Raw genomic sequence first — 22,880 nt, forward strand, 5'->3', positions numbered from 1 at the left:
AATCACAGCTAGACTGTGGTTATTGCAGATTGTATGCGCAGTTTATGTCCGCCTCAGAAGCCGAATACAACCCAAACAACGCCGTAGTATCGCTCAGCCGCTACAGCCACCTGCTGGAACTGATGGTCTCCGGTACGTCGTTGCCACAGCTGCTGAACGAGCTGTGTTACCTGATTCAGGACAAAAAGCCCGATTGTCTGGCATCCGTACTGTTGCTCAGCGATGACGGCAAACGCCTGACCCATGGCGCCGCGCCCTCCTTACCCCAGGCTTACATAGACGGCATTAATGGTGTTGAAATCGGTGACGGTGTCGGCAGTTGCGGCACCGCCGCGTTTAGCGGAAAACTGGTGATCGTCGAAGACATCGACAACCACCCCTATTGGCAACCCTATAAAGAGCTGGCAGCAACCGGCATGCTGAAAGCCTGCTGGTCACAACCTATTCTGGGTAACGATAATCAGGTGCTGGGCACCTTTGCCATGTATTATCAACACCCGCAGGCACCGGACGCTGACGACATTCTGCTGATTCTGGAAGCCGCACGTCTGGCACGTTTTGGTATTGAACATCACAAAGCCCAGCTGCACGCCCGGTTGTCGGGGCTGATTGCGCAGCACCTGCCAATGGGCATGATGATTACCGACGAGCAGTTTAATATCACAGACGTTAACCCGGCATTTACCCAGATGACCGGCTACAGCCACGCCGACATCGCCGGCAAAACCCCCCGCATGCTGGCCAACGACAGCCATCAGCTGGAACACTACAAAGACATATTGCAACAGCTGCCATCCTCGCGCAGCTGGACCTCTGAGGTATCTGCCCGGCGTAAAAATCAGGAAGTGTTTACCGCGGAGATCTGTTTTTCAGTGATTCGTGACGAGCAGGGCAACATTCGTCAGGCGGTGATTCTGATTAACGATATTTCTGAGCGTAAACGCTCAGAAGAGACCATTCAGTATCTGGCCAATTACGATGTATTAACCAACCTGCCCAACCGTAACCTGTGTTACGAACGCATGACCCGGGCCATTGAGGAATGTCGCCGCCAGCAACAACCCTTTAATGTCCTGATTCTGGACCTGGATTATTTTAAAGAAATTAACGACAACCACGGTCATGATGCCGGTGACGAATTATTGGTACAGACGGCCAGCCGCCTGCAGCGTTGCTTCGGTAGCAGTAATACCATCGCCCGTCTCGGTGGCGATGAATTTGCCGTGCTGATTACCCGGCCACAGGATCTGGCAAGGCTGGAATTGTTATTACAGGATTGCCTGCAACTGATCGCCCAGCCATACCGGCTGCGCCAGGTAAAAGATTGCCGTATTTCATCCAGCATCGGTATCGCCCGTTTTCCCAATGATGGCCAGACCATCGAACAGCTGATGAAAGCCGCCGATCAGGCGGTGTATGCCGCCAAAGACAGCGGCCGTAACACCTATGCCAGCTTTACGCCACAAATGCAGCAACATGCCCAGACCCAGGCACTGCTGCATCAGGAATTACGCCATGCTGCTGCCGAAGATCAGCTGGAGCTGCATTATCAGCCGATCCTGGACCTCAGAACGAACCGCGTGATACAGCTGGAGGCGCTGGTACGCTGGAACCATCCGCAGCGTGGCATGATTCGTCCGGATCTGTTTATTGCGCTGGCGGAGAAAACCGGCATTATTCGTGAAATTGGTTATTGGGTCAGGCAAGCAGCGCTGCAACAGATTAAACGTTTTCTGGCGCACGGCATACGTATGCCGATTGCTGTGAATCTGTCGACCGCGGAATTTTTTGACAACGAACTGGCGCGTCATATTATCGAACAGGTTGACGCCAGCGGCGCTGATCCGGAATTACTGGTGATTGAAATTACCGAAAGTTTATTTATTCAGAATCAGGCCGACACCCGGCATTTTCTCGACCAGTTAAAAGAAAAAAACATTCGCGTCGCACTGGATGATTTTGGCACCGGCTTTTCATCCCTGTCGTATTTATCCGCTTTTCCGGTCGACAAATTAAAAATTGATAAAAGTTTTATCGACCGCATGTGTGGCGACCCGCGCAAACAGGCGCTGGTCGACAGCATTATTAATCTGGGCCATGCCTTAGGTATGAGGGTCATTGCCGAAGGTGTGGAAGAGCAGCAACAAAAAGACGAATTAGCCCGTAAAGGCTGTGACTGTATTCAGGGATATTTATTAAGCCGCCCGCTGAACCAGGCAGCCATCGAAGATTTTTTACAACAACACTGATCAGCGCTTTTTCGCGGCCTTCTTTTTGCGCAGATAATCCTTCACCGGTGTTTTTTTATCCGGCAATGCCTGCTTAAAACGTTGCTGAAGACTGGCCACTTTATCTTCTTTCCGCTGATGTTCTTTATCCTGACGATGTCGCTGACTGGCGGAGCGGAAATCCACCACCTTGTGTTCACCGGATTGTCTCATGATTCCCCCTTTGCTCAGCAATAGGCTACCATGCGCATTTTTCCGTATTCAGCACGATTTATCCAGTACCGAGTGACCCATGAGCCAGGCCCTGCCGATTGACGACGTTCTGCCCGATCTGAACAACGCTCTGCAACAGCATCAGAATGTGGTGCTGGTTGCTGCCCCGGGAGCTGGCAAAACCACCCGGGTGCCGCTGGCTCTGCTGCATCAGGAGTGGCTCGCCGGGCAACGTATCCTGATGCTCGAACCACGCCGTATCGCCACCCGCAACGCCGCGCGGTTTATGGCACAGCAGCTGGGCGAAGAAACCGGCCGGCAAGTGGGTTACCGTATGCGTTCTGAATCGGCAACCAGCCCGGACAGCCGCATTGAAGTGATCACCGAAGGCCTGCTCAGCCGTATGATATTACAGGACCCGGAACTGAGCGGGGTCGGACTGATTATTTTTGATGAATTCCATGAACGTAACCTGCAGTCCGATCTGGGACTGGCGCTGGCTCACAACGCCCAGCAGTTATTTCGCCACGACCTGAAACTACTGGTCATGTCAGCCACACTGGATGATGCCCGTCTGAGTGACAAACTGCAGGCTCCGGTAATACGCAGTGAAGGTCGCCAGTTCCCGGTAACCGTACACTACCGGGCAGCACAGCAACCACTGCTCAGCTCACGCCAGCAATTGCTCAGTCATTGTCGCAAAGTTATTCATGAAGCACTGCAACACCCCGGCGACATGCTGGTATTTTTACCGGGCGTCGGCGAAATTCAGGCCCTGCAACAACAACTTCAGCAATCGCTGCCAGACCACTGCCAGGTAATGGCGTTACACGGACGCCTCAGCGATCGTGATCAGAAACGCGCGCTGACTCCCCTGGCCCGTAACTCCGGGCAACGTAAAATCATTCTTGCCACCAATATCGCCGAAAGTTCGGTCACCATTGATGGCGTCCGTATTGTCATCGACAGCGGCCTGGAACGCCGCCAACAGTTTGATGTGCGCAGTGGCATCGAGCGCCTGGAAACCGGCCAGATTTCACAGGCCTCAGCCGAACAGCGCAGCGGCCGTGCCGGCCGCCAGGCGCCGGGTCAGAGTTACCGGCTATGGCCACAAAGCAGCCATCACAGTCGCGCGGCTCATCTGAGCGCCGAGACACAACGCAGTGATTTATCGTATCTGACCCTGTGTTTATACAGCTGGGGCTGCCGGCCGGAGGAGTTGCTGTGGCTGACACCGCCGTCCGACGCAGCTATCCAGCGGGCGCAGGCGCTGCTGCAACAACTGGGCATGGTACAGCCAGGCAAGTGGCAGCTGAACGACCATGGCCAGGCCATTGCTGATTCCGGACTGGAGCCACGCTGGGGTCATGCCATCCTCAGCGCCGCCACACTGGGCTTTGGCCGTGCCGCTGCACAGCTGGTAGCGCAGTTACAATGGCTCAATCGTTCGGCCAGCCACACGGATGACCTGGAACTGGCATTAACCCGGCTCGACAAGGCACAGCGTAACGCAGCCGGTCAACTGGCACAGCGCTGGATCGACACGCTGCAGCTGGAGAGCGACCAGTCACCCTTAAACGCCGCTCTGGTGCTGGCGCTGGCCTACCCCGATCGGCTGGCACGGCGACGCTCCGGGCAACACGGTGAATACCTGCTCAGCAGTGGCACAGGCGCCTGTCTGCAAGTGGATTCCGGCCTGCAACAGCAGGAATGGCTGGCGGTATCGGAGATCCAGGGGCAACAACCCCGAATTCGCCAGGCCCTGCCGCTGCAAGACGATGACCTGGACGCATTAACCCAATGTTGCCCATGGCTGAATAATCAGCAGGTTGTGATTGAATGGCTTGATAATGGCCAGCTGAAAGCGGAAAAACAACAACGCCTGGGACAGATTATCTGGCGACGCCAACCGTTGCGCGATCTCAGTAACGACGACTGGTTATTGGCCTGGCGCGACTATTTTCAGCGTCAGGGACTGAGCACCTTACCCTGGGATGACGGCAGCCGTACCCTGTGTCAGCGGGCCGAGTTGCTGCGTCATCAGGGGCAGTGTAATGCTGACTGGCCGGCCATGGACGAGCACAGCCTGCAACAAGCCATCGACGTCTGGTTATTACCGCTGCTGCATCAGGCCCGCCACCTGCGCGACCTGAAAAAGCTGCCACTGTATCAGGCATTACTGGCTCGTTTAGACTGGCAACAACAGCAACAACTGGAGCAGCAGCTGCCGATCCACTGGCAAGTGGCCAGCGGCTCCCGCATCCGTCTCGATTACAGCCAGCAGCCACCGGTACTGGCGGTCAAGCTGCAGGAAATGTTTGGCGTGACCCAACAGCCCGCTCTGCTGTCTGGTCGCCTGCCACTACAACTGCATTTATTATCACCGGCACAACGGCCACTGGCAGTGACTCAGGATCTGGCCAGTTTCTGGCAAAACGTCTACCCCGAGGTACGTAAAGAGCTGCGCGGCCGTTATCCGAAACACCCCTGGCCGGAAGATCCAGTCAGCGCAACAGCGACGCGTTTTACCAAGAAGGCCAGTCAGAAAGGCTGAAAACGGAAAAAACTCTCAAAATGGTGATCTGTCATATGGGTTTCTTACAGAAATCTGATAAAAAGGCGCCGCGGGTCTAATCTGATATAAGACCGCTGTTGAAACGGTCAGCATCAGCTTCTGGCTGTTTGTTATTTTTAGTTCAAGCAAACGGATATCCGAGTGAAAGCATCCAGACTCACCCTTATTTTCAGCTTTCTGGCCGCCGCCCTGGTGGTGTTACTGGCCGGCATCTGGTCGGGCCAGCAACCTCAGGTCATCGTGCCGCAGACCTCCTCCGACCAGGCGGCCACCGGCCATCAGCCTGAGCGCCAGGCACCTGTAACAACCTCTACAGCTGCCACGCCGCCGATCAAACGTCCGGTGCTATCGACCCATACCGAGCATCAGGCGCATTACCAGACTGCCGGCCGATCAGCCACGGATGAGAAAAACAAAGACAAAACCAGCCCCGAATTGCCGGCGGAAGTGCGCGCCTACATTGAAAGCAAGCGCATTCCGGCCTCAGAACTGAAACCGGTTACCCATGCGGATGGCAGCGTCAGTCTTGACCTGAAAGGTCAATATCAGCATGTGCCGGTCGCCATCATTGGCGAAGACGGCAAAGTCACCATCGTAGAAACTGAAATTAAACCCATTGTGGATCAATAATGACTGTGAACCTATTTATTAAATCCGGCCTGGCAGCACTGGCCACTCTGGCACCGGCACTGGTCTGCGCCACTCAGATCACCATCCTCAATGGCGATGGCAATGGAGAAGGGTTTAACGACCCGACCCCGGTAGCCGCCGTTGGCGGCAATAACGCCACCACTCTGGGCGCTCAGCGGCTGGCGGTTTTTGAGCGGGCCGCAGGTATCCTCGAAAGTTATATCGATTCCGATATAGAAATCGTCGTGAAAGCCCAGTTCAATGGTGCCGAAGATGAAAACCTGTTCTGCAGCCCGAATGCAGCTACGTTAGGCAGCGCCGGCGCCAGTACCATCCAGCGAAACTTCCCCGGTGCCCCACTGAGAGACACCTGGTACCCAATCGCTCTGGCTAATGACCTGGCCAATACCGACCTTAATGCCAACAGCGAGAAAAACTACGAAATCAGCGCTACGTTTAACGGTGATATCGATAACAACGATAACTGCCTGCGCGGCAATAACTGGTATTACGGCTTTGATGACCCGAATGGCCCGGATAACTCGCTGTTATCCGTGGTGATTCACGAGTTATTACACGGCCTGGGATTCACCTCAGCAGTCAACGCCAATGGTACGCTGGCTGGCGGCTATATGGATGTGTTCAGCCGTAACCTGTTCGATCAGACACAGAACAAAAGCTGGGATCAGATGACCTCCGCGGAACGGCTGTCGTCATCAACCAACGACGGCAATCTGGTATGGAATGGTGCTCAGGCGAATCAGGCGGCCAATGCGTTACCACTGAGCAATGGCTTAAACGCAGGCAAAATACAAATGTATGCGCCGTCTTCCTACGAGGGAGGCAGCTCGGTGTCACATTTTTCCACCGCCGCATCTCCCAATGAGTTAATGGAACCCAGCTATACCGAATTCCTGACGTCACCCGGCCTGGCCGCTCCGCTGTTAGCCGATCTGGGCTGGACGGTGATCACCGCCACCGAACTGCAGCTGAGTTACAACAATCAGCCATTATCATCGGGTCAGACCCTGGCAATCCCCACGGAAGATACAAGCTTCCCGCTCAGCGGTGGCAAGCCACCTCTTTCCGCCACGCTGAGTGTTAACGGTACGTCGCAGGACTCACTGGTCGAGTTGCAAACTAACAGCCTGACCATAAAAATGCCGACCTCCGGGGCCTTTGCTGGCCGATATGAACTGCAGGTAACCGATGCTGACAACAACAGTATCACCTTGTATCTGGACCGGCCTCTGCGGATAAACACCAATGTCAGCGCCTTGCTCGACCAGGCGATCGGCCAACAGGTATGGATCGAAGGAGCGGCGGCGGGCACCAGTATCACGCTCACCAGCGACAGCCCACAAATCACCACCACCGATGGTTCCGGACAGGCAACAGAACAATTTGTCGCCAGCAACGATGGCGGTAATTTTAACCGCGCCGTAGCTAACCTGAAGCTGGCAACGACCAACCTGCCAACTCAAACCACACTGACAGCCAGCGCAACAAATCTGCCGCAAGGTAACCAGACACTGGATGTATTAACCGGTAAAACCGCAACCATTACCGTCACAGACACAGCCAATCAACCGGTAACCGGGGCACGTATAGAAGCGGATGATCAGCGCCTGACAGGCTGGGGGCTGAACTCCTCAGAAACCACCGGCAGCAACGGTCAGGCGTCTCTGATACTGGCCAGACAAACAACCATAGTTACCGTCAGTGCGTCTGGCTATGGCAGTAAGAACGTCACTCTGGCACAGGAACAAACCAGCGCCAGCGTTCAGTTACAGGAACCGGCGTTAGCATTTTCGCTGAATGGTAATATCAACGCTTCCGGATTCAGTTTCGATGAAGCGCCAACGGCCACCCTGACGTTTGCCGATGGACAAAGCGAAAATCTGACCACCCTGGTATTAACCGGATCGTTTGCTACCTTCCGCTGGGAGGGGGATTTAAACCAGCAAACTCCGATACGGATAACCGTTGATCACCCACAGGCACGCAGCGCCATCAGCCGTGATATTTCGGCGCTTGGCAACACGACACAAACCATCACTGTGGAGCTGTCAGCCCTTGAGAACAACGGCGGCACACTGGATCTCGGAGGTTCCGGTGGCGGAGGCAGCCCATTCAGCCTGTTATTTTTGTTAGGCATCGTGGAGTTTTTACGCCGTAAAGCATTCACAGTCTGACCATTCGCACTCTATACTCTGTTGATCTGATAATAACTAACCCGGTGGCCAGTGCTGGCCACCTTAATGATCAATGCCAGGGAAGTTGCTTGTATGACGGCCAGACAATACAGACCAGTCCGATCCGTTATCACCCTGTTTTTTGTGATGTTCTGCAGCGTTGCCTGGGCGGCGGCGCCGGAACATATCATCCGCCTGAGTGATCAGGACAGCCGTATCACCAGCGCTGGCGCACTGTACGTATTACCCGATCCTCTGTCCCAGCTATCCTTATCGTATATAAAAAATCATAACCTGCCATTTACTGCCTACAACAAGGCCGTCTTCAATGAAGGCTTTACCCAGTCGGGTTATTGGCTGAAGTTTCAGGTCAGCAGCGCGGCAACCCGAAACCCGGGCTGGCTGATGGAAATTGGTTATCCGCTACTGGATCGTTTACACATCTTTGTTGAAACTCCCCGGGGGCAACGGCTGGCGTTGTGGGATCTGGGCGATTTACACCGCTTCAGCGAACGGCCAATCCTACATCGCAACTTCGTCGTACCGTTGGATTTTTCCGAACATCCTGAGCAGGTCATCTACCTCAATGTGCAGAGCAGCAGCTCAGTACAGGTGCCGATCAGCTTATGGCACAGCGATGCCTTTATCGAAGAGCACTCCAGCGAGCAATACGCCCTCGGTATTTATTACGGCATGATGGCGGCTATGTTTCTGTATAACCTGTTTTTGTGGATCAGCATCCGTGATCACAGTTACCTGCTGTACATTGGTTACATCGCGTCTTTTGCAGCATTACAGCTGGCCACCAGCGGCATCGGTTACCAGTTTATCTGGAGCGCATCCCCGGCGCTGGCGCAGCTGGCGGTGCCACTGACCATCGCTCTGGTAGGGGTGTTTGGTACGGCGTTTACCCGCAGTTTTCTGCATACCAGTAACAGCGCACGCAACGCCGACCGGGCGCTGTTAACCTGCATGGCGATGAGTTTTATCACGGGGCTATTAGCCTTTGTCACCACAACGGCCACGGTGATGGCACTGGCGGCACCGGTCGTGGTGGCGTTTTTACTGGTTATTTTGTACGCCTCAGTGTCAATGTTGTTACGCGGCAAACGTGCAGCACGTTTTTTCCTGGCCGCCTGGGTAGCTCTGATTATTGGCGGCCTGATCACCATCGCCACTATTTTTGGTCTGCTGCCCAACAATATCTGGACGATTCATGCCAGCAAAATCGGCAGCGTGTTTGAAGTGGTACTGTTATCGTTCGCCCTGGCCGACCGGATTAATCTGCTGCAGGCGGAGAAAAAACAGGCAGAGCAACGCATTAAGGTAGAACTGGAGAAAAAAGCCGAAAGCCTGATGGAATCCAACCGGCTGAAGAATGATTTTCTGGCCACCATCAGCCATGAATTCCGCACCCCGCTGAATGGCATTTTAGGCTCACTGGAACTGGCAGCCAGCAGCCATGGTGAAGCGGCATCATCGTCTGTTCGCGATGCCCAGAGCAGTGCCCACGAAATGCTGGAACTGGTCGACAATGTTTTAACCTATACCGAGCTACAATCCGGAACCCGGGTAGTCAGCCTGGAAAGTGTCGACGTCAGCACCACCCTGGAACAACTGGCAGAAAGCATTCGCCCGCAGTGTCATGCCCGCCAGCTGAACTTCGAGCTGATCAGTGACCCAGATCTGCCGCAGCGGTTGCTGGTTGATATCAAATGCGTCCGCCATGCCATCAAAGCGGTGGTCGATAATGCCATTAAGTTCACCGAAAGCGGCCATATCCGCCTGAGCGTCGCCATGTCACGTCTGAACAATCAGGACTGCCTCGATATTCAGATCCAGGATACCGGCATTGGTATGACAGCCCAGGAGCTGGAACGGGTGCAGGGTTTTATGGCCCAGGGGGATTCCTCCCACCAGCGCCGTTATCAGGGCCTGGGGATTGGTTTATCGCTGGTACGGGCGGTATGTCATTGTCTCGAAGGCCGGGTAGCCATCGCTTCCCATAAAGGAGAAGGTACCCGGGTTCAGCTGTTATTACCGGCCCGCCGGGAGCAACAGACTGCCGCCCTCATCCGCCAGAATAACAGCCTGGATATGTTAACCGGTACTCTGCGCGGACGGGTACTGGTGGTGGAAGACAATGCGATTAACCAAAAAGTACTGAAAAGCATGCTCAGCCGCTTACAGCTGAAAACCGACGTTGCCGATAACGGCGAAAAAGCACTTGAGTTATTGGATGACACCGGACGCGAGTGTTATGACCTGATATTTATGGATTGCCAGATGCCGGTCATGGATGGATTTGAAGCCACCCGCCGCATCCGCGGAGGCAGTTACCCGGAAACCAACGCGCCGGTTATCGCTGTAACCGCCAATGCCATGTCGGGTGACGAAAACCTGTGTCTGGAAGCCGGTATGAACGACTACCTCAGCAAACCCATCAATATGGATCAGGTTCGCCATATGGTGCAAAAATGGCTGCCGGCCTGATCAGCCCAGCAGCAACTTCAGCGCGACCAGCAAGGTGACCAGTTCATACACCCGCTTGATGGTCCGGTTGCCCGCCTGAATCGAAGTGTGTGCCCCGAGATAGCCACCGGCCAGAGACCCCAGCACCAGCGCCGGAATCCAGCTCCACTGCACATCAGCCACGCCCCCCATAGTCAGTGCGCCAATAGTGTTCCAGCCCAGTCCAACCGCCACCAGCGTCTGAGCGACGGCCGTTTTATATTCCAGGCCAAACCAGTGCACCAGCCACAGGGTAACAAACAGACCACTGCCGGCCGATAGCGCACCATTACCGAAACCAATCAGCGTCAGCACCAGTGCTCCTAACAGTAATCCGCGGATATCCCGGTGCCGTGGCTCCGCCTGCAACCCCAGTTCCGGTTTAAACCAGGAGTACAATGCCAGCGCCAGGGTTAACACCCCCAGAGCAATTTCGGCGCGCCGGGGATCGACATCCAGAATAAAAAACACACCGCCAATTACCCCCGGACCACCAGCCAGCAAAATCAGCAGTAACACGCGCCGTTCCAGATAGCCGCCACGCAGATGTCGTAACGTAGCTCCGGCGCCCAGAGCAACCGTCGCAATTTTGTGCGTAGCCAGTGCCAGCGGAAAAGGCAGTCCCATAAAAATCAGTATCGGTAACTGAATCAGTCCGGCACCGCCCCCTGCCAGAGCAGAAAACCAGTTAGCCACCACAGCGATCAGAAATAACAAGATTTGTTGGGTATAATCCATACACACTCAGATGACGGGAGAAAAAATGAAATACGCTTTGTACTACTACGATATGTGTCCGTTTTGCCAACGCGTTCTGCACGCCCTGCCCGGTGTTAAGGTTAAGGTCGAGCGCCGCAATGTGATGCAAAACCCGCAATATCGCCAGCAACAACAACAGGCAACCGGGCGGACCACTGTGCCTTGTTTACTGATTGAAGACGAATCCGGCAAAGAAACCTGGATGTACGAGTCCGGCGATATTATCCGTTATCTGACCAGCCTGTAAGCAGAGCATTACGGCTTTCCGGGTCTCCCAGCAGGCGCTGCACGGTCTCGACCACCGCCTGTGTCTGGGAGTCCACCTCCAGATTAATCCGGTCTCCGGTCTGGACACGGCCAAACACGGTCACATCCAGCGTTTCGGGAATCAGATGCACGGCAAAGCGTTTGTTGTCCACCGCAGCAATCGTCAGGCTGCAACCATTAAGCGCGACGAACCCCTTATCGAGTAAATAAGGAGCCAGTGTTTCTGGCCGCTCGAGCCAGATAATGCGGTTATTCGGTGAATCAATCACCTCCATCACCCGCACCTGATCCATCACATGACCCGACACCACGTGACCGCCAATTTCGTCACCATAACGCGCCGCACGTTCAATATTCACCACGCAGCCACGATTCAGCTGCCCCAGATTGGTGACTTTCAGGGTTTGTGCAATCACATCAAAACTCACCCGTGTGGCATCAATGGTGCGCACCGTCAGGCAGGTACCATTGATGGCGACCGAGGCGCCAATCTGCAGCCCGGCTAACAGCGCTTCGGGGAACTCAAACACCAGGGTGGCGAAATTTTCAGCACTTTTGACTTCTGCCACAGGCAGTTTGGTTTGCACAATTCCGGTAAACATACGTCGCTCCAGCCAACATCAGGGCGGCATTATGCACTATTATGACAGCTAGCAGTAATACAGAGTCGGTGAACGCAGTTGTTCCCGCCCCGAACCACAAGGAAATGCTTTTGGATGTAAAAAAGACAGGCCTGATTTTATCCGGCGGTGGTGCCCGGGCCGCCTACCAGGTAGGGGTCCTGAAAGCGATTCATAAAATCCTGCCACGCGGTGATTACAACCCGTTCGATGTGATTTCCGGCACATCCGCCGGGGCCATTAACGGCATTGCCCTGGCCAGCTATGCCGAAAACTACCGGATCGGGATTCGTCACCTGGAGCGTATCTGGGGCAATTTTGAATGCAATCAGATTTACCGCACTGACTTTCTCGGTGTATCGGCCAGCCTGGCACGGATGACACGCAGCCTGATGGTCGGCCGGCGCTTTAAACACGATCCGGTGTCCTTGCTCGATAACTCCCCCTTACGGCAACTGTTACTGGAAGTGATTCGTTTCGACAATATTCAGCAAGCAATTGATAACAACGCCCTGCATGCCATCGCCATTAACTGCTCCGGACTGGAATCCGGAGAGTCCGTCAGTTTTTTTCAGGGTCATTACAGCATCACCAACTGGCAACGGGAACGTCGCATCGGCGCCCGGGCACGACTGAACATTGACCACCTGATGGCCTCATCCGCCATTCCGATGATTTTTCCCTCCATTCGTATCAACCGCGAATTTTTTGCCGACGGCGCCGTTCGCCAACTCGCCCCGATCAGTCCGGCTCTGCATCTGGGCGCCGAAAAAATCATGGTAATTGGTGTCAGCGGTGTGGCCCATAAACGTAAAGAGCGACGCCAGCAAAGCAGTTATCCAACGCCGGCCAAAGTAATGGGCCATATGTTAAATGCCGCTTTCCTCGATAGCATGGAATCGGATGTTGAACGGCTGCGCCGGATTAACCGCACCGTCGATATCATTCCCGATAAAATCCGCAAACAGCAGGCGATGGAGCTGAAAAAAATCGACCTGCTGGAAATCAACCCCAGTCAGTCAATTGATGATATTGCCGGAGAACACGCCGGAGAGATTCCGCGGGCGTTAAAAATGGCCCTGGGCGGCAGCGGTAATGCCAGCCGCAATGGTTCCGGCATTCTGAGTTATTTGTTATTTTCCCGCGGGTTTTGTCAGAATCTGATGGAGCTGGGTTATAACGATGCCCTGGCACGTGAGCCAGAGATACGCGCATTTTTTGCCGATCATATTACCCAGGCAGCGAAGGCAGGATAACATCAGACACAGGGCACTGAATATGGCACACAACATTGTAGTATTAACCGGTGCCGGTAAACTGCTGCATATCCATGGCCCGGCAGGTAAAGAAGTGGCACCCTTCTTTCAGCAACTTCTGGAGCAGGGCTTTCATCAGCCCAAAAACCAGAACATCTGAAAACCCCGGAGCATAATTAGTTCAGTTTCCAGAACAATAGGTTGTCCATTCGCGGGGTGATGTGAGCTGGCTGCTTTCGCCTACAATATTCATCATTACCCTATTTCTGTTTAGCTAACCGGAAACCCTTCATGCGATTATTCACTTTTGCCGTCGTTTTACTGGCCATCGCTGGCTGCAGTCAGCCGCAGCCGGAAACGACGAAAGATGCCGTACGCCCGGTAAAAATGTATCAGGTGCCACAGGCAAATGAAGTTCAGATGCGTAAATTCCCGGCCCAGGTGCAGGCTGCCGAACAATCTGCATTGGCATTCCGGGTGGCCGGAGAGCTGTTGCAACTGCCGGTACACGCCGGCCGTGAAGTCCGCCGGGGGGAGCTGCTGGCCCGTCTGGATCCGGTGAATTACCGCATTGCCGTCGACGACCGCAAGGCCCGCTATCAGCTGGCGACGTCTCAGTTCCAGCGTATTAAAGACCTGTTCGCGCAACAACAGGTCTCACAATCCCGCTTTGATCAGGTTAAAGCCGAACTGGAAATTGCCAAAGCCGCGCTGGATGCAGCACGCACGGATTTATCCTACACCTATTTAAAAGCACCGTTTTCCGGTGTTGTTGGTGAAGTGTACGTCGACAATCACCAGCCGGTAGCGGCCGGAAAACCGGTGGTGATGTTGCAGGTGCGCAACCAGCTGGAAGTCCGGCTGCAGGTGCCGGAATATCTGATGGCCAACATCGAGGCCGCACCGGAAAAAGCAAACGGCGTGATGTATCAGCCCGAGGTAGAGTTTGAAGTATTGCCCGGTAAACGCTTCCGTGCGCAATACAAAGAACACACCGCCCAGGCCGATAAAGGCACCGCCAGCTACACCGTCACCCTAACCCTGCCGCGGCCGCCGTCGCTGAACCTGTTACCGGGCATGAGCGCCAGCGTCCATGTCGATCTGAACCAGGTGCTCAGCAACCGTCATCACCAGATCTTAATCCCGGCCAGTGCAGTATTTCAGCATGAACATCAGGCTGAAGGCAGCAGCCAGGCCAGTGTCTGGGTTATCAAAGCCGATATGACCATCAGTCAGCGCAGCATCGAAGTCGGTGAACTGACCCAGCAGGGTATCGAAGTACGCTCCGGGCTACAGCCCGGCGAGCAGATTCTGGCAGCCGGTGTACATCAGGCCCGCGAAGGCATGCGGGTGCGCCCCTGGATTCAGGAACGGGGCCTGTAACTCATGTCACAGAACAAAGATTACGGTCATAACGCCGCAACGTATTTTATTACCAACACCACCACCAGCTGGATGATGCTGGCCATTCTGCTGGTTGGCGGCCTGATCAGTTATCTTGGTCTGGGCCGGCTGGAAGACCCGCAGTTCACCATTAAAGAAGCCATGGTAATTACCCATTACCCGGGTGCAAACGCATTACAAGTTGAGGAAGAAGTTACCGCACCGCTGGAAAATGCCATTCAGGCACTGCCCTACATCGATCATGTCGATTCCATATCCAAAGCCGGCGTTTCACAAATTCATCTGGTCATTAAGCCCGTTTTTAAATCCCATCAACTGCCACAGATCTGGGATGAATTACGCCGCAAAGTACGTGATAAACAGAACCAGCTACCACCCGGTGCTATCAGTCCGATTGTTATGGACGATTTTGGCGATGTGTTTGGCGTGTTATTAGCCATCAGCGGCTCCGACTTTAATTACCAGGAAATTAACGACTACAGTGAATATCTGAAACGTGAGCTGGCCACCGTCAGTGGTGTTTCCAAAGTGAAGCTGGCCGGCGTGCAGAAAGAACAGGTATTTATTGATATCTCACGCGAAAAAATGGCTAACCTGGGCATCCCGCTGGCCCGCCTGTACAGCCTGCTGAATACTCAGAACGTAGTGCAGGATGCCGGTCATATTCGCTCCGCCGGCGAATATATCCGTATTCACCCCACCGGCGAGTTTACCTCGGTGCAACAAATGGGCGACTTATTAGTCAGCAGCCCGGGGTCGGATAAATTAATTTATTTAAAAGATATTGCCCGCATTTCCGAGGGAATTGCCGAAACTCCCGCTCACCTGGTGAATTACCAGGGGCAAGCCTCATTGCATATGGGTATTTCTTTTAATGCCGGCGTCAATGTGGTGCAGGTTGGCCAACAATTACGGGCCAAACTGGCACAGCTTGATCAGAACCGGCCGCTGGGCATCGAAATATTTACCCTTTATGATCAACCAGCCGAAGTCGAGGCGTCTTCCAGCGGGTTTGTACTGAACCTGCTCATTTCGGTGGTGATCGTTATTGCGGTGTTATTTGTATTTATGGGCGCCCGGGCCGGGTTAATTATTGGTCTGGTTTTATTGCTGACTATTCTCGGTACCTTCATCGCCATGAAAGCGCTGGGCATTGAGTTACACCGTATCTCGCTCGGCGCCTTAATCATTGCACTGGGCATGCTGGTCGACAACGCACTGGTCATTACCGAAGGCATCATGGTCGGGTTGCAGAAAGGCCTGAGCCGCACCCGGGCCGCCTACGACATTGTTAAACAAACACAGTGGCCGCTATTGGGCGCCACAGTCATAGCCGTCACAGCCTTCGCCCCCATTGGTTTATCGCCGGATTCCACCGGTGAATTTGTCGGTTCGCTGTTTTACGTTTTATTAATTTCACTGATGCTGAGCTGGTTTACCGCACTGTCGATCACACCGTTTTTATGCCATTTATTATTCAGCCGCCAGGAACAGCATGGCGCCGGCGACAATAAAGATACTGAACCCTATAAAGGCGCGTTATACGACATCTACCGTTCCAGCCTGACCTTCATGTTACATAACCGCCGCACGACGGTTATCGCCATGTTACTGGCTCTGGTGGTTGCCGTAGTTGGTTTTGGCTTTGTTAAAAAAAGTTTTTTCCCACCATCCAATACTCCTATGTTCCTGGTGGATATCTGGTTACCGGAAGGCAGTGACATTCACGCCACACAACAACAGGCGCTGGCACTGGAAGATTATTTCCGCCAACAAGATGGTGTGGTGTTTACCTCATCAACCGTGGGCCAGGGAGAACTCCGGTTTATGCTGACTTATGCACCGGAACGTCAGTACCGCGCTTATGCTCAGGTCATGATCCGTACTGAACAGCGCGAACAGATTCCCGCCATGATAGACCAGGCAAGGATCTGGACTGAACGTCAGCTGCCCAACGCCTTTGTAAAATACAAACGCCTGCAAATCGGCCCGGGTACCAAAGCGAAAATTGAAGCCCGTTTTTCCGGTCCGGATCAGGCTCAGTTACGACAACTGGCCGAACAGGCTAAAACCATTTTTCTGCAGGACTCAGATGCCGACAACGTACGTCACGACTGGCGCCAACGGGCCAAAATCATCCGCCCGTTGTTCAATGAAGAAAATGCCCGCCGTGCCGGTATTTCACGTCAGGATCTGGACGACCTGCTGCAAATGAGCGTATCCGGTAAAACCATTGGCCTGTACCGCGAAGGCACCACGTTAAAACCGATTATTATGCGTCCTCCGGCCGTTGAACGGTTAAATATCGACCGCCTGATGGACCTGCAGATATGGAGCCCGGTCTTTAATCGTTATATCCCGGTGCAACAGGTGGTCGATCGCTTCGATCTGGTGTTTGAAGACCCGATTATCGCCCGCCGTGACCGCAAACGTACGATTCAGGTATTTGTCGACCCATCACTGCAAAGTAGTGTTACAGCCGACACTTTATTCCAGCGGGTACGTCCAAAAATCGAAGCCATCCCACTGCCCGCCGGTTACGAACTGAGCTGGGGTGGTGAATATGAGTCATCACAAAAGGCAGAAAAAAGTGTGTTTGCCTCGTTACCACTCGGCTATCTGATTATGTTTATCATCACCGTGCTGCTGTTTAATGAATTACGCAGCGCATTGGTTATCTGGGCCTGCGTACCACTGGCCATCATCGGGGTATCAGCCGGCATGCTGATGCTGGGCGCTGAGTTCGGCTTTATGGCGCTGCTCGGCTTTCTCAGCCTATCGGGCATGATTGTCAAAAACGGCATTGTGCTGGTCGACCAGATCCGGCTGGAGTTAAGTGAAGGGTTATCGCCTTACGAGGCGGTATTCCACGCCTCAATCAGCCGCTTACGGCCGGTCACGATGGCCGCACTGACGACCATTCTGGGGTTATTACCACTGCTGTTTGATCCGTTCTTCAGTGCCATGGCGGTGGTGATTTGTTTTGGCCTGGGTTTCGCCACCATCCTGACTTTAGGTGTGGTGCCCGTGTTATATGCCATGAGTCATAAAATTGCCAACCCGAGCCATTCGTACTCACAGCCAATGGCGGCAGAAACAAAAGATACGGATTCATGAGTGCCTGCGCCGCTGTTTTACAGCGTTAATGTTAATCAGCATTTTGACAATGGCGCCGTTTCAACGTCGGGCTGTGCGCGCATGCCCAAGCCGTCAGGATAATAGTGCAGGTTTACTTCCTGGGTATATCAATGAAACGACTTAATGACAGTTAAATGAAGCGCTTATTCAGCGTCGCTGGTGGCACCAATTTTATGGATCGACAAGTCAGCACCGTTAAATTCCTGCTCTTCATCGAGGCGAATACCAGACACCGCTTTCACCAGGCCATATACCAGGAAACCACCAACAACGGCCACCAGAATACCGGCCAGTGTTCCCACCAGCTGAGCCATAAAGGTCACCCCTCCCAGGCCTCCCAGGGCTTCTGTGCCAAAGATACCCGCAGCAATACCACCCCAGGCACCGCACAAGCCATGCAGCGGCCATACACCCAGTACATCATCAAATTTCGGAAACTTGTTCTGTGCCAGAGTGAATACATAAACAAACAGACCACCGGCAACACCACCGACAATCAGGGCACCAATCGGGTGCAATAAGTCAGAGCCGGCACACACAGCCACCAGTCCGGCCAGTGGACCATTATGAATAAAGCCCGGGTCATTACGACCAACGATCATAGCGACAATTGTGCCACCCACCATAGCCATCAGGCTGTTCACTGCTACCAGGCCCGAAATCCCATCCAGCGTCTGAGCTGACATCACGTTAAAACCAAACCAGCCCACTGCCAGAATCCAGGCACCCAGTGCCAGAAACGGAATATTTGATGGTGCAAAAGCCACCACTTTGCCATTACGGTAGCGGCCTTTCCGCGAGCCCAGCATGGTAATAGCAGCAAACGCGATCCAGCCACCCACACCATGTACCACCACAGAACCGGCGAAATCGTGGAACGGCGCACCAAAGGTACTTTCTAACCAGCTCTGAAAGCCATAATTACCATTCCAGATAATGCCTTCAAACAACGGATAAACAAAAGCAACCGTTAATGCCGAAGCAATTAGAATCGGATAAAATTTTGCCCGTTCAGCAATACCACCGGAAACAATCGCCGGAATAGCAGCTGCAAAGGTCAGCAGGAAGAAAAATTTTACCAGCTCATAACCATTGTTCTGAGTCAGTTCCGTTGCACTGGCAAAGAAATCCACGCCATACGCAATCTGATAACCGATAAAAAAATACGCCAGCGTCGACACGCCGAAATCGGTAATAATCTTCACCAGCGCATTCACCTGGTTTTTATGGCGTACAGTACCAACTTCCAGAAAAGCAAACCCGGCGTGCATCGCCAGCACCATGATGGCGCCCAGCAGAATAAACATGGTGTTAGCACTCTGCATCAGCGTTTCAACGGCACTATTGATACTGGTTACGTCAAGATTTTCCACCTGAGACCCTCTCTCATTGTCATTGTGTTTTAGCCTGCACACCCGGAACTGCCTTGGTGCGTTGCAATCAGCCCCTGCCACCGTTTGAAGCATCAACCAATTAGCGGCTAAAAATTGTTGTCTTTGGCATTACATAACTCAGCCATCAGCAGAATGCGTACCAACTTTGTCGGCAATGTCCGGATAAGCAGAAAAAAGCGTTATAAAACAAGCCTGACGCGCCTAAACAAAGGCATTAACACGCGGAGATTAAAGCCAGTCAGGAGAATATTGTCAGGATGAGCGCCTCATCAGAAGGCAACAACCCGGCACCAATCCTGCAAATAAGGCACTGCTATTGTGCTTTCGAATCCATAGCGCACCACTAGAGTGCAACTGTGTTTTTTGTAATTAATAGCGGACAGATTCGCGATCTTCTCCTGGCGCAGGTACACTGCCGGTTTTACTGATTGTTTTATTGATATGCTCCTTTCCCTGTTACAGCGCCTGCGGCCGGCTGACGCCGGTATACTACTGATGTCAGGGCCTGTTAACGCCCCGACAAACAGGTAAAATGGCTGTTTTCCCAGCCCGATCATGATGCCGTGCCCAACACACCAAAACACCCGACCCCTGATAACAAGCCACTGACCAGCCCGGAGCTGAGCTGGAACGAGCAAGGCTTACCTGTTTCACAACAGTTTGACGATCCTTATTTTTCCGTAGACGACGGCCTTAATGAAAGCCGCTATGTGTTCCTGCAACACAACAACCTGCCACAACGCTGGCAACACTGGCAGGGAGAGTTCGATATCGTCGAAACCGGTTTTGGTACCGGACTTAACTTTCTGATGACCTGGCAAAGCTTCGCAGCAAGCCTGAAGCAAGCGACTGACAACGATCTCTGGTTACATTACACCAGCATCGAAAAATTCCCGTTAAACCGCGAAGAGTTGCAGCAGGCCATGGCACTGTGGCCGGAACTGGATGAATTTACCCGGCTCTTACTGCAGCAGTATCCGCTGCCGATCAAAGGATTCCATCAGCTGATCTGGCCCCAGCATAAGGTTCAGTTAACCCTGGTGTTTGGTGATGTACACGATTGCCTGCCGCAACTGAGTGGCCCGGTTCACGCCTGGTACCTGGATGGCTTTGCACCGTCGAAAAACCCGGAGATGTGGCGCGACTCCCTGTTCCGCCAGATGCGTCGTCTGCATGCCATGCATCCCGGCCAGCCTGCCACGGTAGCAACCTTTACCGCAGCAGGTATCGTGCGCCGCGGTATCCGGGGGGCAGGTTTTGAGGTAGCTAAAGTTGCGGGCTTCGGTCGCAAGCGGGAAATGCTGGCAGGCCGCTATACGCAGCAAAACGGCCCGGAGCTGCCGCCACCACACTGGCACAAGCCCTGGCTACTGAATCGTCCGGACCAGCAAAAACCGGATGAAGTACTGATCGTGGGTGCCGGTCTGGCAGGTTGCAGCACCGCCAGGGCGCTGGCTGAACGCGGCATCAAAGTCACCCTGGTCGACCGCCTTGGCGTCGCACAAGGCGCGTCCGGTAACCCGCAGGGCGGTCTGTACGTCAAACTGGCAGCGGGCGATAACGCCATCCATACCGACTTCTATCTGACTGCGTATCAATCCAGCCTGCGCCAGGTAGTGAATGTCCTCGGGCGTGGGGAGAAGGAAGGACAGTGGCATAACTGTGGCGTGCTGCAGCTGGCTTACGATGATAAAGAAGCACGGCGCCAGCAGAAATTTTTGCAGGCCCGGAGCTACCCTGAAGAACTGGTTCAGGCAGTAAACGCCGAACAGGCCAGCCGTCTGGCAGGTTGCCCACAAACCTGCGGTGGCCTCTTTTTTCCTCAGGCTGGCTGGGTATCTCCGGCCGGATTTTGTCAGGCGCTGATCAACCACCCCAATATCGTTTTCAGCCAGCATTCTGTCGAGACTCTCAGCCATAACGGTCAGAACTGGCAACTGCTCACTTCAGCGGGGGACACTCTGAACAGTGAGCAGGTTGTTATTGCCACCGCAGCCGATGCCCGTCACTTATTGCCCGAAGCCTATTTACCGGTTAAACATATCCGTGGCCAGCTGTCCATTCTTGATACCAGCCTGGTGCCGGATATCAACACCGTATTATGTGCCCGTTCCTATATGGCGCCATCCCGCCACGGCTTAACCTGCCTCGGGGCCACGTATAATCTGAATGATGATGAGACACAAATACGCGCTGCAGACCATCAGACAAACCTGAATCATCTGACGGACTTTGGTCCGGCCTGGCAACAGGTCGATCCTGAAAGTGTGGTTCAGGGCCGGGTCGGGTTTCGCTGCACCACCCCGGATTATTTACCAATGGTTGGTGCAGTAGCCAATCGTGAGGCTTTTATTGAAAGTTTCCGGCCGATGGTGAAAAACGCCAAACAGGTTCCGGCCGTGACGGCTCCGCAGCTTCCCGGCCTGTGGCTTAATATCGGTCACGGTTCACGCGGCCTGGCCTCTGCACCCTTATGTGCGCAATTACTGGCGGCCCAGATCTGCGCTGCAGCATTACCGCTCAGCAGTGATATTCAGGAGGCTCTGTGGCCAGGGCGATTTTTATTAAGAGATATGATCCGGCGTAAAATCCCGGAAGCGCTATAGCCAGCCCGGAAGCAGTATCACCATCAGATGTCGCGGCGCAGAGAAGTGGGTCAGACAACCCGTTTGATGTGTTTGCGTTTCGCCTCAGCCCGGGCCTTGCTCTGGGCCTGCTCACCGTTCAAACGAATATCACGCATGACTTGCTCCAGTTCCGCACAACAATCACGGATATCCGCCAGCTGCGCCTTAAGCGCATCGACATCTTGCATCGCATCAGAAATGCGTCGCTTAAGTCTGACTTGCTGAATATCACTGATGCGTTTCAAAGATGCCAACCGTGCTGTTTCAGAACCTGCGTCATTTCAATGTGGCAGGTCTGCTGCACCGGGTCAAATAAAAGTGTCGCCTGGCCGGATTCTAGCTGTGCCAGTACCTGAGCTTTTTTATCCGCCAGAGAAAACTGGTAATCGCCATAATCCGTACCTTCACGGCCGACGAAATCTTCAAGGATGGCATCCAGCGCCTCACGACTGAGCTGCTGGTACGGCACGGCGATAACCCCCTCTTCCGGGGCATCATCCAGCTGTGGAGGAAGGTCGTTAGTCATAATTCAGACGGCAAAACCGGCTTCCCGTTCCCATTCACAGCTCATCCGCAGCTCGGCATCGGAAGGCGCATGGCTGCCCTGCTCGGCCTGCCAGTGAAAGGTGTGTTTACCCGACAATTCGGTTTCCAGATGAACGGTCGCGTTAACCCAATACATGCTTTTCAGCAGGGTTTCAAACTGCTTCAGCCAGTGCTCCCATTCGTATTCCACCGCTTTATAAGAGGCGGCAAAGTGGATCAGCTGAGTCTGATAAGTACCGCTGAACACATCTTCCCCAGGCATAGAAAACATCTCCCGGCATAACAAAGACCACTCATCATCAACCCCTAAAGGCAGATTCTGAATCGAACTCCAGTTAGCGCGCCGCTGCAACCGGGCACTGAACGGGTCGGCAGCGGGAATATGGCGAATCACGCCATACACAACGGATTCCTGATCAAACTGAGACACACGATGTCCTTACCACTAAAAAGCTGTATGAATCATAGCTGAAACCCGGCAACCACAAAACCCTTCTTTTGCGAACCGCCCGGCAAT

General features: G+C 53.8%; 18 protein-coding genes. 11 read left to right on the top strand and 7 right to left on the bottom strand.

Features of this window, described 5'->3' with window-relative positions; all coding sequences use genetic code 11:
• Positions 1-44: 44 nt before the first annotated feature.
• Positions 45-2,249 carry a bifunctional diguanylate cyclase/phosphodiesterase gene (locus tag ACFOMG_RS11885; protein WP_376866897.1) on the top strand — a complete coding sequence of 735 codons (2,205 nt, stop codon included), beginning with the start codon at positions 45-47 and terminating at the stop codon, positions 2,247-2,249.
• Here ACFOMG_RS11885 and ACFOMG_RS11890 read toward each other — a convergent pair whose 3' ends face one another.
• Positions 2,250-2,441: a tRNA (uracil-5-)-methyltransferase gene (locus ACFOMG_RS11890; RefSeq protein ID WP_376866898.1), complete on the bottom strand. Its 192-nt coding sequence runs from the start codon at positions 2,439-2,441 to the stop codon at positions 2,250-2,252. It abuts the gene before it with no gap.
• 79 nt (positions 2,442-2,520) lie between these two features.
• Here ACFOMG_RS11890 and hrpB point away from each other — a divergent pair, with 79 nt between their 5' ends.
• The 4 genes from hrpB (at position 2,521) to ACFOMG_RS11910 (ending at position 10,334) form a co-directional block, all read left to right on the top strand.
• Entirely contained in the window at positions 2,521-4,995 is a 2,475-nt protein-coding gene (hrpB, locus tag ACFOMG_RS11895; RefSeq protein WP_376866899.1) for an ATP-dependent helicase HrpB, read from the top strand.
• 162 nt (positions 4,996-5,157) lie between these two features.
• Positions 5,158-5,646 (top strand): hypothetical protein, encoded by a 489-nt coding sequence (locus ACFOMG_RS11900; RefSeq protein WP_376866900.1) that lies wholly within the window; start codon positions 5,158-5,160, stop codon positions 5,644-5,646.
• On the top strand, positions 5,646-7,841 hold the full coding sequence (locus ACFOMG_RS11905; RefSeq protein ID WP_376866901.1) for a hypothetical protein: 2,196 nt from the start codon (positions 5,646-5,648) through the stop codon (positions 7,839-7,841). Before ACFOMG_RS11900 ends, ACFOMG_RS11905 begins: the two co-directional genes overlap by 1 nt.
• A gap of 93 nt (positions 7,842-7,934) precedes the next feature.
• Positions 7,935-10,334, top strand: coding sequence for a hybrid sensor histidine kinase/response regulator (locus tag ACFOMG_RS11910; protein ID WP_376866902.1), 2,400 nt, complete (start codon positions 7,935-7,937; stop codon positions 10,332-10,334).
• Here ACFOMG_RS11910 and ACFOMG_RS11915 read toward each other — a convergent pair whose 3' ends face one another.
• A complete protein-coding gene (locus ACFOMG_RS11915) occupies positions 10,335-11,090 on the bottom strand; it encodes a sulfite exporter TauE/SafE family protein (RefSeq protein ID WP_376866903.1) in 756 nt (251 codons plus the stop codon).
• A 25-nt stretch (positions 11,091-11,115) separates the two neighbouring features.
• Here ACFOMG_RS11915 and ACFOMG_RS11920 point away from each other — a divergent pair, with 25 nt between their 5' ends.
• Entirely contained in the window at positions 11,116-11,358 is a 243-nt protein-coding gene (locus ACFOMG_RS11920) for a glutathione S-transferase N-terminal domain-containing protein (protein WP_376866904.1), read from the top strand.
• Here ACFOMG_RS11920 and ACFOMG_RS11925 read toward each other — a convergent pair.
• Entirely contained in the window at positions 11,333-11,980 is a 648-nt protein-coding gene (locus ACFOMG_RS11925) for a riboflavin synthase subunit alpha (protein WP_376866905.1), read from the bottom strand. The two genes, ACFOMG_RS11920 and ACFOMG_RS11925, sit on opposite strands and share 26 nt — an antisense overlap.
• A gap of 110 nt (positions 11,981-12,090) precedes the next feature.
• On the opposite strand from ACFOMG_RS11925, the gene ACFOMG_RS11930 reads away from it, so the two are divergent.
• The 4 genes from ACFOMG_RS11930 to ACFOMG_RS11945 all read left to right on the top strand — a co-directional run bounded on the left by ACFOMG_RS11930 (position 12,091) and on the right by ACFOMG_RS11945 (position 17,775).
• On the top strand, positions 12,091-13,254 hold the full coding sequence (locus tag ACFOMG_RS11930; protein WP_376866906.1) for a patatin-like phospholipase family protein: 1,164 nt from the start codon (positions 12,091-12,093) through the stop codon (positions 13,252-13,254).
• 22 nt (positions 13,255-13,276) lie between these two features.
• Positions 13,277-13,414 (top strand): hypothetical protein, encoded by a 138-nt coding sequence (locus ACFOMG_RS11935; RefSeq protein WP_376866907.1) that lies wholly within the window; start codon positions 13,277-13,279, stop codon positions 13,412-13,414.
• A 131-nt stretch (positions 13,415-13,545) separates the two neighbouring features.
• Complete coding sequence (locus ACFOMG_RS11940; protein WP_376866908.1) at positions 13,546-14,637, top strand: efflux RND transporter periplasmic adaptor subunit; 1,092 nt, start codon at positions 13,546-13,548, stop codon at positions 14,635-14,637.
• 3 nt (positions 14,638-14,640) lie between these two features.
• Positions 14,641-17,775: an efflux RND transporter permease subunit gene (locus tag ACFOMG_RS11945; RefSeq protein ID WP_376866909.1), complete on the top strand. Its 3,135-nt coding sequence runs from the start codon at positions 14,641-14,643 to the stop codon at positions 17,773-17,775.
• A 164-nt stretch (positions 17,776-17,939) separates the two neighbouring features.
• On the opposite strand, the gene ACFOMG_RS11950 is transcribed toward ACFOMG_RS11945, so the two are convergent.
• Positions 17,940-19,121 (bottom strand): ammonium transporter, encoded by a 1,182-nt coding sequence (locus tag ACFOMG_RS11950; RefSeq protein WP_376867492.1) that lies wholly within the window; start codon positions 19,119-19,121, stop codon positions 17,940-17,942.
• Between the two features lie 632 nt (positions 19,122-19,753).
• Here ACFOMG_RS11950 and mnmC point away from each other — a divergent pair.
• Positions 19,754-21,796: a bifunctional tRNA (5-methylaminomethyl-2-thiouridine)(34)-methyltransferase MnmD/FAD-dependent 5-carboxymethylaminomethyl-2-thiouridine(34) oxidoreductase MnmC gene (gene mnmC / locus ACFOMG_RS11955; protein ID WP_376866910.1), complete on the top strand. Its 2,043-nt coding sequence runs from the start codon at positions 19,754-19,756 to the stop codon at positions 21,794-21,796.
• A gap of 50 nt (positions 21,797-21,846) precedes the next feature.
• Here the strand turns inward: mnmC and ACFOMG_RS11960 are convergent, their stop codons facing one another.
• The 3 genes from ACFOMG_RS11960 to ACFOMG_RS11970 are packed head-to-tail and all read right to left on the bottom strand — an operon-like array spanning position 21,847 to position 22,793.
• Positions 21,847-22,062: a hypothetical protein gene (locus ACFOMG_RS11960; RefSeq protein ID WP_376866911.1), complete on the bottom strand. Its 216-nt coding sequence runs from the start codon at positions 22,060-22,062 to the stop codon at positions 21,847-21,849.
• Positions 22,059-22,343, bottom strand: coding sequence for a YheU family protein (locus tag ACFOMG_RS11965; RefSeq protein ID WP_376866912.1), 285 nt, complete (start codon positions 22,341-22,343; stop codon positions 22,059-22,061). Before ACFOMG_RS11965 ends, ACFOMG_RS11960 begins: the two co-directional genes overlap by 4 nt.
• 3 nt (positions 22,344-22,346) lie before the next feature.
• Positions 22,347-22,793, bottom strand: coding sequence for a hypothetical protein (locus ACFOMG_RS11970; protein ID WP_376866913.1), 447 nt, complete (start codon positions 22,791-22,793; stop codon positions 22,347-22,349).
• Positions 22,794-22,880 lie beyond the last annotated feature (87 nt).

The sequence above is a fragment of the Bacterioplanoides pacificum genome, from assembly GCF_042648445.1.
GTDB classification, from domain to species: Bacteria; Pseudomonadota; Gammaproteobacteria; order Pseudomonadales; family Oceanobacteraceae; genus Bacterioplanoides; species Bacterioplanoides pacificum.

Excerpts from the sequence above, each read along its gene's own strand:
- ACFOMG_RS11885 (WP_376866897.1), top strand. The coding sequence starts at position 45 with ATGTCCGCCTCAGAAGCCGAATACAACCCAAACAACGCCGTAGTATCG.
- ACFOMG_RS11890 (WP_376866898.1), bottom strand. The coding sequence starts at position 2,441 with ATGAGACAATCCGGTGAACACAAGGTGGTGGATTTCCGCTCCGCCAGT.
- hrpB (WP_376866899.1), top strand. The coding sequence starts at position 2,521 with ATGAGCCAGGCCCTGCCGATTGACGACGTTCTGCCCGATCTGAACAAC.
- ACFOMG_RS11905 (WP_376866901.1), top strand. The coding sequence starts at position 5,646 with ATGACTGTGAACCTATTTATTAAATCCGGCCTGGCAGCACTGGCCACT.
- ACFOMG_RS11910 (WP_376866902.1), top strand. The coding sequence starts at position 7,935 with ATGACGGCCAGACAATACAGACCAGTCCGATCCGTTATCACCCTGTTT.
- ACFOMG_RS11915 (WP_376866903.1), bottom strand. The coding sequence starts at position 11,090 with ATGGATTATACCCAACAAATCTTGTTATTTCTGATCGCTGTGGTGGCT.
- ACFOMG_RS11920 (WP_376866904.1), top strand. The coding sequence starts at position 11,116 with ATGAAATACGCTTTGTACTACTACGATATGTGTCCGTTTTGCCAACGC.
- ACFOMG_RS11925 (WP_376866905.1), bottom strand. The coding sequence starts at position 11,980 with ATGTTTACCGGAATTGTGCAAACCAAACTGCCTGTGGCAGAAGTCAAA.
- ACFOMG_RS11935 (WP_376866907.1), top strand. The coding sequence starts at position 13,277 with ATGGCACACAACATTGTAGTATTAACCGGTGCCGGTAAACTGCTGCAT.
- ACFOMG_RS11940 (WP_376866908.1), top strand. The coding sequence starts at position 13,546 with ATGCGATTATTCACTTTTGCCGTCGTTTTACTGGCCATCGCTGGCTGC.
- ACFOMG_RS11945 (WP_376866909.1), top strand. The coding sequence starts at position 14,641 with ATGTCACAGAACAAAGATTACGGTCATAACGCCGCAACGTATTTTATT.
- ACFOMG_RS11950 (WP_376867492.1), bottom strand. The coding sequence starts at position 19,121 with ATGCAGAGTGCTAACACCATGTTTATTCTGCTGGGCGCCATCATGGTG.
- ACFOMG_RS11965 (WP_376866912.1), bottom strand. The coding sequence starts at position 22,343 with ATGACTAACGACCTTCCTCCACAGCTGGATGATGCCCCGGAAGAGGGG.